This is a genomic window from Myroides albus (genome assembly GCF_009711045.1).
In the GTDB taxonomy this organism is placed as follows: Bacteria; Bacteroidota; Bacteroidia; order Flavobacteriales; family Flavobacteriaceae; genus Flavobacterium; species Flavobacterium album_A.
Window position 1 is genome coordinate 63362 of the sequence record NZ_WMJX01000011.1, and the last position, 18039, is coordinate 81400.

The following is an 18039-nucleotide window of genomic DNA, read 5'->3' on the forward strand; positions in this document are numbered from 1 at the left end:
AACGACCCATAACTATATAAAACCACAATGAAAGACAACTTATCACAACAGGCAATAGCTTTATTAGAAAGCCTTATAGCATCACCATCTTTTAGTAAAGAAGAGCACTTGACTTCTGATCTAATAGCCAACTTTTTAGAGTCTCATGGAGTAGCTATTCACCGAGAGCTTTTTAATGTATGGGCGTTTAATAAGCATTATGATCCGAGTAAGCCTACGATCTTATTGAACTCTCACCACGATACCGTGAGACCAAATAAAGACTATACCCGTGACCCTTTTAAGCCTGAGGTTATAGATGGCAAGTTGTTCGGATTGGGGAGTAATGATGCTGGAGGGTGCTTGGTCTCTTTAATCGCTACATTTCTACACTTCTATGAGAAAGAGGGGATGAAGTATAACTTCTGTATCGCTGCTACGGCAGAAGAAGAGATATCGGGTAATGATGGCTTAGAATTTGTAATACCTAAATTAGGAGAATTAGAATTCGCTATTGTAGGAGAACCTACACAAATGCACTTAGCTGTAGCAGAACGAGGACTAATGGTACTCGACTGTGTAGCTCATGGGCGCTCAGGACATGCAGCGCGTAATGAAGGAGACAATGCGATATTTAAAGCGATAAAAGATATAGAGTGGTTTAATACCTATCAGTTCCCTAAGGTATCTGAGGAGTTTGGACCTATCAAGATGAGTGTGACGATGATCAATGCAGGTACACAGCATAATGTGGTGCCTTCTACTTGTGACTTTGTAGTAGATGTACGTGTGACAGATGCTTATACAAACGAAGAAGTATTAGAGATAGTGAGACAGCATGTAGACTGTGAGGTCAATGCGCGTTCTACTCGATTAAAGCCTTCGTCTATAGCTAAAGATCACCCTATCGTACAGGCGGGTATAGCCTTGGGTAGAGAGACCTATGGCTCACCTACGACGAGTGACCAAGCCTTGTTAAGTATTCCATCGCTTAAGTGTGGACCTGGCGACTCTGCTCGCTCGCATACAGCAGACGAATTCGTCTATGTAAAGGAGATAGAAGAGGGAATAGCCTTGTATATAGAGATGTTAACGCAAATCGTGTAGCAAATGAAATTATGGCAAAAGAATACCACTGTAGATAGTAATGTAGATACCTTCACAGTAGGACAAGATAGAGTGTTAGATATGAACTTGGCGGCATTTGACGTTATGGGGTCATTAGCACATACACAGATGTTAGAAAGTATAGGATTATTAGAGTCAGAAGACTTAGTCCTTATTCAAAAAGAATTAAAACAGATATACCAAGAGATATTAGCTGGTCAATTCGAGATAGAAGATGATGTAGAAGATATACACTCTCAAGTAGAGTTATTATTGACCAGAAGAATAGGTGAGGCTGGTAAGAAGATACACTCAGGACGTTCAAGAAACGACCAAGTATTAGTAGACCTTAAACTTTATTTTCGCCATGAGATAGAGGAGATTGTGACTAAGACGAAGGAGGTATTTGATACACTACAGCAATTGAGCAATCAGTATAAAGATGTATTACTGCCTGGCTATACGCATTTACAAATCGCAATGCCTTCGTCATTTGGCTTGTGGTTTGGGGCGTATGCAGAGAGCCTTGTAGACGATTTAGAGATGATGCTGGCTGCGTGGAAGGTGACGAATAAGAACCCATTGGGATCAGCTGCAGGTTATGGTTCATCATTTCCACTAAACAGACAGATGACTACAGACCTATTAGGCTTTCAGTCTATGAACTATAATGTAGTGTATGCACAGATGGGCAGAGGGAAGACGGAGCGTATCTTAGCACAAGGGTTAAGCGCTATTGCAGCTACTTTAGCTAAGTTCGCGATGGATGGATGCTTGTATATGAGTCAGAATATGGGCTTTATCAAATTCCCAGATCATTTGACTACAGGTTCGAGCATTATGCCACATAAGAAGAATCCAGACGTTTTAGAGCTTATTCGTTCAAGATGTAATAAGATACAAGCCTTGCCTAACGAAATAGCCTTAATGACTACTAATTTGCCTTCTGGGTACCACAGAGATCTTCAGTTGTTAAAAGAGAACTTGTTCCCAGCTTTCACTTCATTGAAAGAGTGTTTAGATATTCTGAAATTGATGTTGGACAATATAGAGGTGAATAAAGAGATATTAAGCGATCCGAAATACGACTATTTGTTTAGCGTTGAGGTAGTGAATGATTATGTGCTAAAGGGGATGCCTTTTAGAGAAGCATATAAAGAGATAGGGCTGTCGATAGAGGCAGGTACTTATCAACCGTCAAAAGAGGTAAACCATACACACGAAGGTAGTGTAGGTAACCTGATGAATGAAGCAATCAAAGGAGAGTTTGACCGTGTGTACACGTCATTCAACTTTGACCAAGTAAATGAGAAACTAGTAAGTTTAGTGTTGTGATAGATTGAAAGAGGCTTTTCCACGCGGTGGGAGAGCCTTTTTATTTATAATAGTTTATTTTGCCTTTTAATTGAAGCTAATGTGCATTAAAATAGGTAACGCTATTTTTTATGATATAAAGTAGATGAATTGTAAGTTTATTGCGCCTTATTTGTGCTTTTTTATAAAAAATATTTAAATTTTGTTAAAAAGTGAAATAAGTTTTGGTTGTCAAAAAAAATTAAATACATTTATACAAAATATGATAATAATCATATTTTAATTCCTGACTTTAATTCCTAAAACGAAGTAGGAGTGACCAATTAAATTAAAAGTGAAGCTAAGTTGAAAAAGAGGTTATATGAAAATATAACCTCTTTTTTGTTTTTTGTATGTAGTGATTATTGCCTTGAGCAATTTTTTAAATATCATCGTAATCAACGTAGATCTCATCAGAAGTAACAATTGCTTGACAAGACAGAATTAGACCATCTTCTACTTCTTGGTCCGTTAGAATACTGTTGAGTTTCATCGTAGCAGATCCTTTTATAATACGGCACATACAAGAACTACAGATACCACCTTGACAAGAATAAGGAGCATCTAGACCTGCCTCAAGAACACCATTTAACAACACTTGATCTTTTGCCATTTCGAAAGTAGTTTCATCATCATCAACCAAAGCAGTTACTTTAATTGTTCCTCCACCAGTTATTTCTATTGGAGCAGCTCCATCTGTATTAGGTGTAAAGATTTCAAATGAGATATTTTCCTTAGTGACTCCTCTATCTTGTAGAGTAGCACTTACTGTATCAATCATATCTTCAGGACCGCAAATGTAGAATTGTTGAAAGGTTGTATCCTTGTGTTTATTGTTAACTACAAAGTTGATTGCTGCTTTATCTATACGTCCAAAAATTGAATCGTTTTCTCTAATACGAGAGTAAACGAAGTGGATAAACAAACGTTCTTTGTACTGCTCTTGCAGTCTGTATAACTCATCGCGGAAGATTGTCTCCTCAGCATTTTTATTCCCATAGATGAGTACAAATTTGCTGTTTGGTTCTTGTTCTAATGTTGTTTTTAAAATAGCAATCACTGGAGTGATTCCACTACCAGCAGCAAATGCAGCATAGTTATTAGATACAGTAGCATTCGGTTCGAATGTAAATCTTCCTTCAGGAGCCTCAACTTCTAATTGATCACCTGCTTTCAGTATTTCATTTGCGTAACTTGAGAATATTCCATTTTCAACTTTCTTTACGGCAATTCTCAATTCTCCACTGGTAGGAGTTGAGCAGATAGAATAGGCTCTGCGAATCTCTTTCCCCTCATGTTGATATTTAATATTGAGATATTGCCCTGCTGTGAATTTATAATCCTGTTGTAAATCGGCTGGAATATCAAATGCTATTGATACTGCGTTAGGAGTCTCTCTGCGAACTTCTTTTACAGTTAATAGATTAAATCTTGACATAGTTAGTTTAGTTTGAACTGACAAAAATACAAAAGTGATTGAGTAAAAGGTAAACTTATTCTTATTATGAAGCTTTCTTTTACAGTTTATTAACTATTTAAGGTACATACTATTATGCGTGCATAGTTTTAATGCGCAGTTTATACTATAATCTACTTAGATTGTTTCTTTTGAGATGTCTTACTTTTTTTTTGAATAATTTTTCGAGTCAGCTGTAACAATGATTGAGAATGTACGTCTAATTGAAAATAGAAAGCCTTTTATTAATGCAAGCGATTCATGCGGAATATTTGATTTGTATTATTCTGTTGCCTTGGTTTGTTTTATTTTAGGACCTTAGAATAAAGGTTTTTTTATTGAATCTAAAAAGATAACATATTGTTTCTTAGTGATTTGATCTTGTTTCAAGTGTAAGGGATTATACTGTAGAAGAATTAGGGGGTAACCCATTGAATAGGAATATTTACTTTGTTTTGATTCTTTTGATGTTAGTTCAAAAGACGTAAAATTATAGCAGAGGTAATTATATTAGTTAGTAGTATGCAAAAAGGTCACTTCGAATGAAGTGACCTTTTATTATTGTGTATCTAATTAGAAACTTGCTTTAAATTGTTCTAAGAAGCGAACATCGTTTTCGTAGAACATACGGATATCTCCGATTTGGTATAATAACATTGCGATACGCTCAATTCCCATACCAAAGGCAAAACCACTATATTCGGTAGGATCGATATTACAGTTCTTAAGAACATTTGGATCAACCATACCACATCCCATAATCTCTAACCATCCAGTTCCTTTTGTAATTCGGTAATCTGTTTCGGTTTTAAGACCCCAATAGATATCTACTTCAGCACTTGGTTCAGTAAAAGGGAAATACGAAGGACGCAATCTAATCTTAGATTTTCCAAACATCTCTTTTGTGAAGTATAACAAGGTTTGTTTTAAATCAGCGAAAGAAACGTCTTTGTCAATATATAAACCTTCAACTTGGTGGAATATACAGTGTGAACGTGATGAAATAGCTTCGTTTCTAAATACGCGCCCTGGAGAAATAGTTCTCAATGGAGGTGTATTCTTTTCCATATAACGCACTTGTACAGATGATGTATGTGTACGCAGTAAGTGCTCTGGATTGGTTTGAACGAAGAAAGTATCTTGCATATCACGTGCTGGGTGATATTCCGGGAAGTTCAACGCAGAGAAATTATGCCAGTCATCCTCTATTTCAGGACCTTCAGATATATTAAATCCAATACTATTGAAGATATCTACGATTTGGTTTTTTACTAATGAAATAGGATGTCTTGAACCAATTTCTAAAGGGTAACCTGGTCTTGTAAGATCTCCATATAAACCTTGTATATCTTTTGACTCTAGTTCTTCTTGAATTGATTTTACTTTAGCCTCAACAATATTTTTTAACGAGTTGATTATCTGACCAAACTCTTTTTTTTGCTCGTTCGGCACAGTTTTAAAGTGTGCGAATAGGTCATTTAAGATTCCTTTCTTTGATAAGAATTTAATTCTAAATGCTTCAAGCGTCTCTTTATTATCGGTGTGAAATAACTCTGCTTCACCGATGTATTCTTTTATTTTATCTATCATCTTAAGTAAAGTAAAGCGCAAATTTACTGCTTTTCAATTAGACATTAAAATTTTAAAACCTTATTCTTTTGATAATTCTTTGTAATGTAGCTTATTCTATAAACTTATTCTCCAGGAAGTAATTTACAATTGCTTCTTTCATTAATACACTTTGTTCACCTGCTTTTAATGCTGGTAAGTGCTCTAAAGTTTTGTAGTGAGGCCAACCGTCATTGTCAAAGTATTCAAACTCATAGTACCCATAAGGCTCTAATAATTTACATATTGCAATGTGCATTAGGTTTATTTTTTCGTCTTTCTTATAGCGTTTTTTTATTTTTCCTAATTCTTGTACGCCTATTAAATATATAATTGCTTCTAAGTCTAATGTTTCACCATCTCCAAAGCGCTCTGATATTTTGGTAACAACCGATTGCCATCGTTGTTTTAATTGTTCATCTCTTGCCATATTATTTTATAATAAGTTGACAAAGATACAATTTGCAATTTGATTCTGTTTTATTCTGTTGAGGTTGATACCATATTTTACAAATTGGAATCATTATTGTATAACGGACTAAGATTGAATTGTTTTTTTGAGGTTTGTCTTTTTGAGATAATGCGCAAAAAGACCTGATTTTGGATGAATTATTTTTTAAAGTAAGTCATAAGATGAGTTTTTGTAATATATTCGTAATAAAAATAGGTTGATGGTTTTAGATATAATCACTGGTATTGTTTTAGTATATGGTATTTATATAGGTTTGAAGAAAGGTTTGTTTGTTTCTGTAGCAGCCTTTTTATCAATTCTTATTGGTATAATTGGCGCTTTGAAGTTTTCGAACGTTGTCAAAGAATTGCTGTTCACTAAATTAGGATGGGATACCTCTTTTCTGCCTATTATCTCTTTTATCTTGACCTTCTTCTTATCGATTTTACTTGTGAAATTCGTCGCTAATATGCTGACTAAGGTTTTCGAGACTGTTTATTTAGGTTTTGTTAATCGACTTTTTGGTGCTTTGTTCCAAATCCTTGTAGTTATCTTGGTAGGAAGTGTTTTTCTTAGTTTATTCGATGAGGTAAATAATATATTCAAGCTTGTGGAAACAGAAACTTTGCAGCAGTCTTATAGTTATAAGACTTACTTAGTTTTATCGGAAGACATTCTACCAAGTTTGTACAATATGGTTAAGTCCTTGTTTGCAAGAAGCGTGGACATGCTTACTACACCAGAGGAACCTACAGCTGTTTAATCGATTGTGTATAGGGCTAAAAATAAAAAAGGGGACAAAAGAAATTATTCTTTTGTCCCCTTTTTTACTATATCACTTTGATGGATTTCTTCTCTATCCAACCCTCTTCTTGGTTGTCCAATTGTACCTTTATCCAAAGAGATTTTTCTTCCAATACATGAACTCTTGTTCCTTCGTGGAGCTCTCTAATGGTATCAGAAGTATGTCGCGCTTCACTTTTTAGCTCTAAGACTTTGTCGAAAATGATTCCTGAATAAGCGTCACTTTTATAATGGTCTTCAAAGTAAGCGCTATAAGCTGTCACTAAACTTAAAAAGAGAAAGAGTATAAGGCAGGTAAAGCTTAGTTTCTTTACATTACTTTTAGTGGTTAAATAGTAGCAGATAAAGCAAATTAAGACTAAGAATGCTGCAAGTGTACTCAGAGTAGCCCATTGATTAACTGTTAGTATTCCTAAACTTTGGTGTATGATATCTTGTTGGTCGTATTCTTTTACAATAGTAATATCATCTTCAAGATTCTTTCGAGCATAATTTAGATTTGTGAGAAAGGCCTGGGTATCTGGAGCTAACTTTAGCGCTTTTTCATAATAGTAAATAGCATCTGTATTGTTATTTAATTTATAATAAGCATTGGCCAAATTGAAGAAAACCTCAGGAGAATTATCTTTCTCTTGGATTAACTCGTGATAGATTTCTATAGCCTTTGCATAATTCTCTTTTATATATAAGCTATTAGCATTGTCAAACTTCTTTTCCCACTGACTTTTGTCTTGTGCGAAAGAAACAGATGGTAAAGCAAATAATAGGATATAGATTATATATTTCATCATTGTTTACTTTAATTGTTTTTCTAATTGACTTATTACTTGTATAGCAGATTCGTAATCTTTGTTTGTATCTACCTGTTCAGTGGGAGTGTATCTTGCCCATTCACAAGCATTCTTTAGCTCCATAAATGCAGTAATTTGCTCCTCTGTCACTTGGTTATCTTGCAGTAGATCCTGAATTGTTTCATTACTCATCTCTGATGTTTCTATTTTTAGTTTAGCCTTAAGGAAGTTGTGTAAGCAACGTTCTAAAGCTTCATAGAAACTATCTTTGTCTTTTAAGTGCTTTTTAGCTTCCGATAAATATTTGCGCGCTAATCGGTTGTTCGTGCGTAATCGGTTTCCTTCTATGTCATTGTCTAAAGAGCGTTTTCTATTCACAGCCAATACAAAGAATGGAATTGCAGCTATTGGAAATAATGTCAATAGGTAATAAGTAGTCGACAACCAATAAGCTGTTTCGGATTCAGTAGAAATAAAAGTAGCCGTGTTCTCTATGGGTTGAAATAGTTCACTATTGTCTATTGCCTCAGAGTCTTGAGCATGTTGAATTGTTGTGTTTGTTGGCAATGCAGGCCCATCTATAACGGCAATCTTTAGACTATCTGTCGAAATGGTTTTATACGATTTACTCGATAGATCAAAGTATGAAAACTCCATAGGCTGAATATAGTAATCCCCTTTGTATTGCGGAATAATAGTATATTCATTTGCTCTTTTTCCCTGTAATCCGAATACAGTTGGAGTAACCTTCTCTGTGTAAACGGGGTCATATAACTCTAATGCCGAATGAGCTTTTGGCTCGGGAATCGTTAATAAATTCAGGTTCCCTTGACCAGATACTTCCACTTTTAAGGTGAATGGATCACCAGCTTTTAACTCTCTTTTGGAAGGAGTAACCTTAAAGTTGAGTTTTCCTACGCCACCACTGAAATTGAGTGGTTTACCTTGCTCTGGCAATGCTTTGCTATTTATAGTAACCTTATTGGTGCCAATTTCTTTTTCGACATAGCCAACTTCAGGAAAACCGAAGAAATCTCGTCTACCTGTATAAACTTGCGCTTGAACATCAAGAACAAGTGGATCTATAGTATAACTACCTACTTCTTGTGCCATAACTACATCTCTTTTGATTTCGATGTAGTTGTATGTTTCTCCTTTGTATTTCCCAACCTTTATTTCAGGTTGTCTTGTTGGGGGAATAGTATGTACCCAAAAATCTTTGTACGTAGGTATTTTTTTACCACTATAACCAGAGAGTCCTTCTTTAAAATATATTTTAAAACTAATGTTTACTGGCTCATTAACATAAGGATTCGCGTTGCTAACCTCGGTCACTAAATGTATGTGCTCGAGGGATTGTTGTTGAATTTGATTTAATTCACCACTACGTCCCCTGTTTGGAGTATTTTGCTTTTGTACTGCGTCAACAAAAGTAATGGATAGGGGATTAGTTTTATATTCTTTACCCTCAATCTCAATAGTGGCAGGTCCAATTTTGAAATTACCTTTTCGAGTCGATTGTAAGAAATAAGAATAAGTCTTCGAAAAAGTCTTTTTGCCATTTATCCATGACTGACTAACAGCTTGATTAGGCCCTCCAACGATTTTTAAACCATTGAAGTTTGGTGGGGTAAAGTTATCTCCATCACCATCCATTACGAAGTCAATACGAACATGTTCATTTAGGGGCACATTTTCTCTGCTAACTTTTGCTTCGAAAGTGTATTGTGCCCATAATGCTTGACTACAGATAAAACATATTAATAGTATGTATTTCTGAAATGATTTCATTTTCTACCAGTCTTTTTTGCGTTCATTCTTTTTGTCACCCGTATTTTTTCCTTGTGTGGCAGCCCCTTTGCCTTTGTTGATGATTCGTTGTTGTACTTGTTTCTCTTTTGTTTCAAGTGACTGTAATATCTGATTCATTTGAGCTTGTGTTGCCGTTTGTGGCATTTGACTCATATTACTTGGCATTGGCTGCTGTTGTGATGGTTGATTCTCTTTATCCTTGTCAGAGTTGTCTTTATCTCCATCTTTTTCATCAGAATCTTCCTTGTCCTCTTCTTTATTTTCTTGCTTCTTGTTATCCTTGTTTTGAGGTTTTTTATTTTCCTCCTCTTTGTTTTCTTCTCCTTTTTTATCTTTCGGATCTTTATCCTGATCCTTTTTATCTTTATCCTGACCATTTTGGTCTTTATCTTGACCTTGTTGATCTTTGTTTTGATCCTGTTGATCTTTGTTTTGATCCTGTTGATCTTTGTTTTGATCCTGTTGATCTTTATTTTGATCTTGTTGATCTTTATTTTGATCTTGTTGATCTTTATTTTGCTGCTGCTGATTTAGTTTTTTTGCGACAGCATAATTATACCTTGTTTCTTCATCTTTCGGATTATTTTTCAGTGCAGACTTGTATGCTTGTTCGGCTGCTTTATAATCCTTTAATTTCATATATGAGTTACCTATATTGTGGTAGGCAAGGTGTTTTTCAGATTTAGAATCGGCAACTTTAATAGCACGTTCATAAGCCGAAATAGCTTCTTTTGTTCTACCTTGTTTTAGCAAGGCATTCCCTAAATTATATTCGGCTGTAGCATTGTTTTCCAATTTAGAATTAGCTATTCTATAGGATGCTTCAGCTTGTGCGTAATGTTTTTGTTCATATCCTTCATTTCCTTTACTTAGGGCTCTACCAGCACTTTGTGCAAAAGTAGCTAAGGACATAAAAAAGAAAGTTATTATATATAATAAGTGCTTCATAATCAAAAATCATTAATCATTATCTTCATTCTTTTCATTGAACAGGTTTAGATTTTTCATCCATTGTGTTTTGCGCTCTAAAATGAATAAGTCAATGAAAATTAAAATAAATGCAAATGCCAAAAACCACTGAAATTGTGATTGATATTCAGAAATCTGTTGAGATTCAAAGTCTGTTTTTTGAATCTTATTCAAGTCATTTTTAACTAAATCAACGACTTCTTGGGTATTAGATCCATAGTAATATTTGCCTCCCGTTTTTTCTGCAATGTGTTTTAAAGTATTTGGATTGAGTTTTGTAATCACAATTTCGTTGTCCCAATCTTTTTTATACTCAACGCCTTTGGCAGTGCGAATAGGTATTGGACCTCCTTTTTCAGTACCCACTCCGATAGTGATAATCTTTATTCCTTTTTGAGAAGCAATAGCGATAGCGCCATCCATTTCTTCTCCGTGATCTTCACCATCAGAAATGAGGATCATCACTTTACTGGTATTTGGGTTATCATAAAAGTTACTCGCTTCATAGATTGCATCTTCAAAAGCGGTACCTTGAGAGGATACCATATCCGTATTCATGGTTTGCAAATACATTTTTGCAGCATAGTGGTCTGTTGTAATTGGAAGCATCGGGAAAGCTGTTCCAGCATAGCCAACTATTCCAACTCTATCAGGTCCGAGATTATTGATAATCTGTGAAACCAGTTGTTTCATTTTAGCCAAACGATCTGGCGCCATGTCCTCTGCAAGCATACTCTTAGAAACATCCAAGGTAAATACAATGTCAATACCCTGACGTTTGACTGTTATCAATTTGGTTCCAATTTTCGGATTAACTAATCCTATTACAATCGAAACTAATGCCATAAGATAAAGACCAGCCTTGATGATTGACTTATTCTTAGATCTGTTTGGCGCTAATATTTTCATTGCTTTGTGCGTAGCAAAAGTAGATTGCTTTCTTTTCTTCCATAGCAAATCAGCAATGATAAGACCTACAATTGCTGCAATTACAATTAATAAAAGAAAGTATTTTTTATTATCAAGTTCCCACATAATAAACTTATATAAATCCTCTAAAAAGAGTTTTTCTTAGTATTATTTCAATGCTTAAGAGAATAAAACTTATTAAAGCAAACAAGTGAAATTTCTCATCTGTATTAACGAACTTTTGCTCGTCTATTTTTGTCTTCTCTAATTGGTTGATTTCTTCATAAATATTTTTTAAGCTATCTGTGTCAGTTGCTCTAAAATATTGTCCTCCTGTCATCTGAGCGATTTCCTTCATTAATTCTTCGTCAATCTCTACTTGGACTTTTTCATATACAACTTCTCCATTAGGTTTCATACCTACTGGTGAATCTGCCAAACCATTTGTACCTATACCAATAGTGTAAACTTTTATGTTGTATTCCTTTGCTATTTTTGCTGCCAATATAGGATCAATTGCTCCCGTATTATTTACTCCATCTGTTAATAGGATAATGACTTTACTCTTAGCAGGACTATCTTTTACTCTGTTTATCGCTGTTCCCAATCCTACGCCAATAGCAGTACCATCTTCAATTTCATTGCTATACGTTATGGTGCGCAGTGCATTTAAGATAAGTGGCTTATCACTTGTAGCTGGAGTTTTTGTATAAGCTTCAGCAGCGTAGATTACAATTCCTATGCGATCACTTACGCGTTGTTTGACAAAGTCAGCAGCTACAGTTTTCAAGGCTTCCAATCGATTAGGCTGTAAATCTCTCGCTAACATACTTCCTGAGATATCCATTGCCATGATAATATCTATACCATGTGTAGAATGTATCTGATGATCCACACTGATTATTTGAGGTCGTGCTAATGCTACAATCAAGGTTGATAAAGCTAATAGCCTTAGTACAATAGATACAGGTAGTAGCTTTATGAGAATTGATTTACTATTTCTTATTCCTTTTGTCGTACTTAACTTTACTGTAGCATGTTGTTTTTTTCTATTGATATACCAAATATAAAATGCCACTGGTAGCAATAGAAAAAGCCAAAATAACTCTGGATTTAAAAAAGTTACATTTTTCATTATCATTTTTCTTCATTGTATTGAATTGATTCAAATACTCTTTGAACTAATTCAACTGCAAGTTTATCATTATTTCGATAGAAAACCCATATCTGACTACGGTTCTCACCATATTGGGTCAGTACTCCTTCAAATTCTATTTCTTCTATTTTACCTGTCTCCGTATCTTCTAATTTGAAACTACCAAATACTTCTGTACCTACTATACCTTTTGAGTTCTCAAAGTCATCTTCCTCATATTGTATATCCGTTACTTTGTAATTTTGCGTAATTGCCTTTATCGCATGAGCGATTATTTCCTTCTCAGTTGATTTGAACTCTTTAGTCGTTACTGAATTACTCAATATCATACTGATAGGGTCCTCCAAAGTTTTGAATCTAAACTGCTGTATTGATTCTAAACCATCAAGTTTCGCTTCTTGAATTACAGTTTCATTTTTGCGTACTAACACGACTGGAGTAGTAATAGTGATACCTGGATTTGACCCATACGTACTACTAATCCATTCTTTTTCCAATAGTTTCTTTGTGTTGTTAAACGTAAATAGACTGTACTCTCTTTCACTTGCAGTAGTGAAGTAATAGCCTATTCCTGTAAGTAACATTAAGAAAACGGATACGCCAATTGGCAACCAAATACGAAAGCGCATACGGCGTCTTTTCCTTTCTTCTCGTCTTCTAATTCGCTCTGTCTGAGTAGCTGCAGATATAGGATAAGCCTCGTTAATCTTATCTACGATTCCCTGTATCTTACTCGTATCTCCTTGGATTTCACTCTCAGTTGGTTGAGATTTGGCAAACTTTACTAAGTCAGCTGTTTCGAGAATTCTTTTGAACTCATTGATAACCTCTGGTTTTAGTTTGATATTCTTATCTCTTAAAGTGTTTTTTAAGAGTATCATAATCTCATAGGTGGTCATTTCTCTTGCAGAAATATCAAATGTATCTTCAAGAAAGTTTCTTACGACATTACTCATCTCTGAATAATATGGTTTAGCATCTCCTCTCGTCCAGTTCTTTTTCTCCTCAAGTTTTTTTAATTTCTTGACTGCTTTCTCATAAGGGGTTTTATATTTATCGTCCTCAGTTAGGTTTTTCTCCTGCTTGTATTTAATGAATAAGTACAATGCTATACCTACGACGATGGATAAAACGACGAAAATGATGTAATACCAGTAAGTAGAAAATGATGCACCCTCTTTTGAAATACCCTTAATTTCATATAATGGAGTTTTTAGAGTATCTACTTGTACAGGTAATACGTTAATTCTTACCGAATCAGTCTTGAACATTGATGCATCTACAATGACTGGTACCTGCGGAAGAGTGTAGGAACCTTCATCGAATTGCGTTAAATCATACTTCTTGATTAACTCTATATCATCTTGTTTTACAACTGTATCTGTCGGATAGTTCTCTATGACTTCAAAAGCTCCAATTTGTTCTGTTTCAGGAAAAGTAATCTTTGTCCCTTCTTTAGTATGGGCTGTAATTGTATAGGAGAAACTATCACCTATTTTTATTTGAGTGGTATCTACTTTAGACTCAATTCTATTTTGAGCGTACAGCGTACTACTAAAAAATAATAAAGTTGTGAGTATATATAGAAATTCCTTTTTCATGATTGTTATCTTGATTTGAAGTAGCCTAAGAGTTTTTTTACATAACTGTCATTTACCTCTATGTTGATTGTACCTGCTCCACATTTTTGAAATACTTTTAAGAATTTCTTTTCCTTTTTCTGGAAGTAGGCTTCATATTCTTTACGCGTACTTTGACTTGAAGTATTGAGTACCACTTCTTCTCTTGTCTCAGCATCAAATACTGTTATTAAACCGACATTAGGTATTTCTTGTTCGCGTTTGTCATAGACGCGAATACCAGTAATGTCGTGTTTCTTTGCAGTAATCCTCAATGTAGATTCAAAGTTCGGTGTGATAAAGTCTGAAAGGACAAAAACAATAGCTTTTTTCTTTAAAACTTTCGTAGCGTACTCTAACGCATGTGCTAAATCAGTATGCTGACTCTTAGGTTTGAAATCTAATAATTCGCGAATAATACGCAGAACATGCGTTTTTCCTTTCTTGGGAGGAATGAATAGCTCTATCTGATCTGAAAATAGAATTAGACCAATCTTATCGTTGTTTTGTGTAGCTGAAAAAGCTAAAGTTGCTGCTATTTCGGTTACGATTTCATTTTTAAAAGTATCTGTTGACCCGAAGTTTTCAGAGCCACTAACATCAACCATTAACATTAGTGTTAATTCGCGTTCTTCTTCGAAGACTTTGATATAAGGTTCGTTATATCTTGCCGTTACATTCCAGTCTATTGCTCTTACATCGTCCCCAAACTGATATTGTCTAACTTCGGAGAAAGTCATCCCTCTACCCTTAAAGGAAGTATGATACTCCCCTGAGAATATATGATCACTTAATCGCTTTGTTTTTATTTCAATTTTTTTGACTTTCTTTAAAATGTCTTTGGTATCCATAGCATATCTTTCAAAATGTTCAAACTTCAAAACCTATTTGTAGATCAGTACAAATAGGTTAAATCAATTACCAGAAGAACCTTAATTATTAAGGCACTTCTATTTCATTTACAATTTGATTTATAATATCTAATGAAGTGATATTTTCAGCTTCAGCTTCGTATGTCACTCCAATTCTGTGTCTTAATACATCTACTACTACTGCGCGTACATCCTCTGGAATAACATAGCCTCTGCGCTTAATAAACGCATAACACTTGGCAGCTGTTGCTAAGTTGATACTTCCACGAGGAGAAGCACCGAAACTAATAAGTGGTTTTAATTTTTCTAATTTGAATTGCTCAGGATATCTTGTTGCAAATACAATGTCTAAGATGTATTTTTCAATCTTCTCATCCATGTATACCTTCTTAACAACCTCTTGAGCTCGTTTGATCTGTTCTAAAGTTACAACAGGGTTTATTTGCGGTTTTTCTCCCGCTAAATTTTGACGAATAACAAGGCGTTCTTCCTCTAACTTTGGATAGTCAATCACCGTTTTCAACATGAAACGGTCCATTTGAGCCTCTGGTAATGGATAAGTACCTTCTTGTTCAACTGGGTTTTGGGTAGCCATTACCAAGAACGGTTGCTCTAATTTATATGTCTCATCACTGATAGTTACTTGTTTCTCTTGCATCGCTTCCAAAAGTGCAGACTGTACTTTTGCCGGTGCACGGTTTATCTCATCTGCTAATATAAAATTGGCAAAGATTGGCCCCTTACGGATACTGAAATCATTTTCCTTTACATTGTAAATCATTGTCCCTATAACGTCCGCAGGTAGTAAGTCTGGAGTAAACTGAATTCTATTAAAACTTCCATGTACTGCTTTTGAAAGTGTATTAATAGCTAAGGTCTTTGCTAAACCTGGTACTCCTTCAAGTAGAATATGACCTTGTCCTATCAATCCAATTAATAGACGATCAATCATATGTTTTTGTCCTACAATAGCTTTGTTCATTTCCATTGTCAACAAATCAATGAAAGAACTTTCTCTTTCAATTAATTCGTTTAATTCACGAATATCATAATTTGAAGCTGTATTATCCATACTTGTTTGTTTTGTTAAATAGACTCTTTTTTAAACCTTTACGCAAATTGGAAAAATATTCTTTATATAGTTGTTAATATATGGTTAAATGTAAAATGCTTAATTTGTAATTAAGCGTGAATTATGACTTTCTTTTTATAATTTTAAGAAGTAAAATTGAAATGATGTGATTAACAAACGTTTACTAATTAAAAATATACTCGGGTATTACGACGAAAATAGCTTCTACGATAAGAAAAGACAGCTTAATCTACATACTAAGTCAGGCAAAGCTAAGTTTCTAAAACATATCTGTGCCTTGTCTAATTCAAACCCTAACAACAATTCCTACTTGCTTGTGGGCATTGAAGATACAGATAATTATATTACGGGCGTAGATTTTTATGACGATAGTAAAATTCAGAATCTCGTAAACGCCTATTTGGAGAATGCACCCAGCATTGTCTACGACAATGTTCCTTTTGGTTTATTGCCTAAGGATAAGGTAGTTGGATTAGTGACGATTAAGCCAAATGGACTTCTAACTACGTTTAAAAGAAAAATTAATGAGATAGAGGAAGGGACCTTTTTTTACAGAGTTGGGAGTACTTCTGTTCCGAATGAAAAGGTACCTATCGAAGATAATAGCAAAGTTGTGACAAGTATCGAGAATGTTTCACAGATCGACTTTAAGACGCTTTTAGATACAGTTGTCAGTTTTGTAGCTGATACTCACAAGGATTTAAAAGCCAGATATAGTGTCTTTAAGGAGCAGTTTATCATTTGTTGGGCTGGAAACAAAATGAAAGTTCGCGGAACTCCTTTTTACTCCCGAGTGGATATCCTGTTTGTCAACGAGCAGATTCAGCTTTTTTACTCTGATTTGGATGCTGTTACTATCTACTATGACGACAATGAATTTGTTATTACTGAGTATCTAAATTTGGGTCTGAATGACAAAACATCTTATTATCCTTTCGAAGAGGTAGCTATTCACTTTTACGACAATGGAACTTATGGTATTTCAAATACTTTATTATTTGATCCGCCCAGCTACAATCGAAATATACTAGGGCATATTTATGGGAGTAGTATGAATGTCATTTATAAAATCCAAAATGAAATGCGATTGACCTCTAAAGAAGAACGCGTTTTAAACAAATTGTGTTTCAATATGATGTTGTGTTACCTCAATGGTTTCGACAAAGCTATTGACGAACTACTCGAGGTTAAAGATTACCTAAAAAAACACAGTGATCCTCAATTGTTTGTAGCCTTTAAAGAAGTAATGCGTATCTTGCGTAAGCTTAAATATGAAATGGATTAGGTAATGAATAGAACACTTGTTATTGGTGATATTCACGGTGGATATAAGGCTCTGCTACAAGTTTTAGACCGTGCAAATGTCACTGCAAATGATACTCTTATTTTTTTAGGAGATTATGTAGATGGATGGAGCGAATCCGCTCAAGTAGTAAACCTACTATTAGAATTAAAACTAAAACAGAAGTGTATCTTTCTTCGAGGAAATCACGAAACGCTTTTGGTACATTGGTTAAGAACGAAAGAAACGAATAAACTATGGGAGTATAATGGAGGAGATGCCTCTATGAAATCGTATAGTCAGTTAAGTGAAATAGAGGTACAGAAACATTTAGATTTTTTTGACTCTTTAATGAATTACTATATTGATGACAAAAATAGATTGTTTGTACATGCCGGGTTTACTAATCCAAGAGGTATTACGGATGAACATTTTGAAGAAAGTCTGTATTGGGATCGTACTTTGTGGGAGCTTGTCATGAGTATGAATGCGAATCTTTTTCCAGATGATATCTTGTACCCTCGACGCTTAAAGCATCACAGCGAAGTATACATTGGTCACACACCAGTGACTCACTTTGGTTTTACAGAACCAACAAACTTTGCTAATGTGTGGAATATTGATACAGGAGCTGCTTTTTTAGGAAAGATATCCATACTTGATATTGATTCTAAGGAGTTTTGGCAAAGTGACACCGTGGCCGCTATGTATCCAGATGAAGAAGGTAGAAACCATAAATAACTGAGTATTTTATTATATTTGCTGTTAAATCAAATTA

General features: G+C 34.7%; 16 protein-coding genes. 5 read left to right on the top strand and 11 right to left on the bottom strand.

All coding sequences use genetic code 11. The features are described from left to right. Positions 1-27: 27 nt before the first annotated feature. Together GJV76_RS07145 and argH are read left to right on the top strand one after the other, a co-directional pair. Positions 28-1086 (top strand): M20 family metallo-hydrolase, encoded by a 1059-nt coding sequence (locus GJV76_RS07145; protein ID WP_155091957.1) that lies wholly within the window; start codon positions 28-30, stop codon positions 1084-1086. A 3-nt stretch (positions 1087-1089) separates the two neighbouring features. Continuing rightward, positions 1090-2421: an argininosuccinate lyase gene (gene argH, locus GJV76_RS07150; protein ID WP_006257999.1), complete on the top strand. Its 1332-nt coding sequence runs from the start codon at positions 1090-1092 to the stop codon at positions 2419-2421. Positions 2422-2821: 400 nt separating this feature from the next. Here the strand turns inward: argH and GJV76_RS07155 are convergent, their stop codons facing one another. The 3 genes from GJV76_RS07155 to GJV76_RS07165 form a co-directional block, all read right to left on the bottom strand. Then, on the bottom strand, positions 2822-3877 hold the full coding sequence (locus tag GJV76_RS07155) for a ferredoxin--NADP reductase (protein ID WP_155091958.1): 1056 nt from the start codon (positions 3875-3877) through the stop codon (positions 2822-2824). Between the two features lie 591 nt (positions 3878-4468). Beyond that, complete coding sequence (gene pheS / locus GJV76_RS07160; protein WP_155091959.1) at positions 4469-5485, bottom strand: phenylalanine--tRNA ligase subunit alpha; 1017 nt, start codon at positions 5483-5485, stop codon at positions 4469-4471. A gap of 91 nt (positions 5486-5576) precedes the next feature. Further along, positions 5577-5933, bottom strand: coding sequence for a hypothetical protein (locus GJV76_RS07165; RefSeq protein WP_155091960.1), 357 nt, complete (start codon positions 5931-5933; stop codon positions 5577-5579). Positions 5934-6174: 241 nt separating this feature from the next. On the opposite strand from GJV76_RS07165, the gene GJV76_RS07170 reads away from it, so the two are divergent. After that, positions 6175-6717: a CvpA family protein gene (locus GJV76_RS07170; protein WP_155091961.1), complete on the top strand. Its 543-nt coding sequence runs from the start codon at positions 6175-6177 to the stop codon at positions 6715-6717. A gap of 67 nt (positions 6718-6784) precedes the next feature. Here the strand turns inward: GJV76_RS07170 and GJV76_RS07175 are convergent, their stop codons facing one another. From GJV76_RS07175 to GJV76_RS07210, 8 genes are all read right to left on the bottom strand, one after another. Next, positions 6785-7549 carry a tetratricopeptide repeat protein gene (locus tag GJV76_RS07175; protein WP_230381507.1) on the bottom strand — a complete coding sequence of 255 codons (765 nt, stop codon included), beginning with the start codon at positions 7547-7549 and terminating at the stop codon, positions 6785-6787. Positions 7550-7552: 3 nt separating this feature from the next. After that, the gene (locus tag GJV76_RS07180) at positions 7553-9340 is read right to left on the bottom strand and encodes a BatD family protein (RefSeq protein WP_155091962.1); all 1788 of its coding nucleotides are present in this window, start codon (positions 9338-9340) and stop codon (positions 7553-7555) included. Positions 9341-9343: 3 nt separating this feature from the next. Next, positions 9344-10309, bottom strand: coding sequence for a tetratricopeptide repeat protein (locus tag GJV76_RS07185; RefSeq protein ID WP_155091963.1), 966 nt, complete (start codon positions 10307-10309; stop codon positions 9344-9346). Between the two features lie 12 nt (positions 10310-10321). Further along, the gene (locus GJV76_RS07190) at positions 10322-11365 is read right to left on the bottom strand and encodes a VWA domain-containing protein (protein WP_155091964.1); all 1044 of its coding nucleotides are present in this window, start codon (positions 11363-11365) and stop codon (positions 10322-10324) included. A 7-nt stretch (positions 11366-11372) separates the two neighbouring features. Then, a complete protein-coding gene (locus GJV76_RS07195) occupies positions 11373-12374 on the bottom strand; it encodes a vWA domain-containing protein (RefSeq protein WP_155091965.1) in 1002 nt (333 codons plus the stop codon). Between the two features lie 2 nt (positions 12375-12376). Next, on the bottom strand, positions 12377-13996 hold the full coding sequence (locus GJV76_RS07200) for a BatD family protein (RefSeq protein WP_155091966.1): 1620 nt from the start codon (positions 13994-13996) through the stop codon (positions 12377-12379). Positions 13997-14001: 5 nt separating this feature from the next. Then, positions 14002-14865 carry a DUF58 domain-containing protein gene (locus GJV76_RS07205; protein ID WP_155091967.1) on the bottom strand — a complete coding sequence of 288 codons (864 nt, stop codon included), beginning with the start codon at positions 14863-14865 and terminating at the stop codon, positions 14002-14004. Between the two features lie 88 nt (positions 14866-14953). Next, a complete protein-coding gene (locus GJV76_RS07210; protein ID WP_155091968.1) occupies positions 14954-15958 on the bottom strand; it encodes an AAA family ATPase in 1005 nt (334 codons plus the stop codon). Positions 15959-16124: 166 nt separating this feature from the next. Here GJV76_RS07210 and GJV76_RS07215 point away from each other — a divergent pair, with 166 nt between their 5' ends. Together GJV76_RS07215 and GJV76_RS07220 are read left to right on the top strand one after the other, a co-directional pair. Next, positions 16125-17264 carry a DUF5929 domain-containing protein gene (locus GJV76_RS07215; RefSeq protein ID WP_160339722.1) on the top strand — a complete coding sequence of 380 codons (1140 nt, stop codon included), beginning with the start codon at positions 16125-16127 and terminating at the stop codon, positions 17262-17264. Between the two features lie 3 nt (positions 17265-17267). Continuing rightward, on the top strand, positions 17268-18002 hold the full coding sequence (locus GJV76_RS07220) for a metallophosphoesterase (RefSeq protein ID WP_155091969.1): 735 nt from the start codon (positions 17268-17270) through the stop codon (positions 18000-18002). The last annotated feature ends 37 nt before the right edge of the window (positions 18003-18039 follow it).

Excerpts from the sequence above, each read along its gene's own strand:
- GJV76_RS07145 (WP_155091957.1), top strand. The coding sequence starts at position 28 with ATGAAAGACAACTTATCACAACAGGCAATAGCTTTATTAGAAAGCCTT.
- argH (WP_006257999.1), top strand. The coding sequence starts at position 1,090 with ATGAAATTATGGCAAAAGAATACCACTGTAGATAGTAATGTAGATACC.
- GJV76_RS07155 (WP_155091958.1), bottom strand. The coding sequence starts at position 3,877 with ATGTCAAGATTTAATCTATTAACTGTAAAAGAAGTTCGCAGAGAGACT.
- pheS (WP_155091959.1), bottom strand. The coding sequence starts at position 5,485 with ATGATAGATAAAATAAAAGAATACATCGGTGAAGCAGAGTTATTTCAC.
- GJV76_RS07165 (WP_155091960.1), bottom strand. The coding sequence starts at position 5,933 with ATGGCAAGAGATGAACAATTAAAACAACGATGGCAATCGGTTGTTACC.
- GJV76_RS07170 (WP_155091961.1), top strand. The coding sequence starts at position 6,175 with ATGGTTTTAGATATAATCACTGGTATTGTTTTAGTATATGGTATTTAT.
- GJV76_RS07175 (WP_230381507.1), bottom strand. The coding sequence starts at position 7,549 with ATGATGAAATATATAATCTATATCCTATTATTTGCTTTACCATCTGTT.
- GJV76_RS07180 (WP_155091962.1), bottom strand. The coding sequence starts at position 9,340 with ATGAAATCATTTCAGAAATACATACTATTAATATGTTTTATCTGTAGT.
- GJV76_RS07185 (WP_155091963.1), bottom strand. The coding sequence starts at position 10,309 with ATGAAGCACTTATTATATATAATAACTTTCTTTTTTATGTCCTTAGCT.
- GJV76_RS07190 (WP_155091964.1), bottom strand. The coding sequence starts at position 11,365 with ATGTGGGAACTTGATAATAAAAAATACTTTCTTTTATTAATTGTAATT.
- GJV76_RS07195 (WP_155091965.1), bottom strand. The coding sequence starts at position 12,374 with ATGAAAAATGTAACTTTTTTAAATCCAGAGTTATTTTGGCTTTTTCTA.
- GJV76_RS07200 (WP_155091966.1), bottom strand. The coding sequence starts at position 13,996 with ATGAAAAAGGAATTTCTATATATACTCACAACTTTATTATTTTTTAGT.
- GJV76_RS07205 (WP_155091967.1), bottom strand. The coding sequence starts at position 14,865 with ATGGATACCAAAGACATTTTAAAGAAAGTCAAAAAAATTGAAATAAAA.
- GJV76_RS07210 (WP_155091968.1), bottom strand. The coding sequence starts at position 15,958 with ATGGATAATACAGCTTCAAATTATGATATTCGTGAATTAAACGAATTA.
- GJV76_RS07220 (WP_155091969.1), top strand. The coding sequence starts at position 17,268 with ATGAATAGAACACTTGTTATTGGTGATATTCACGGTGGATATAAGGCT.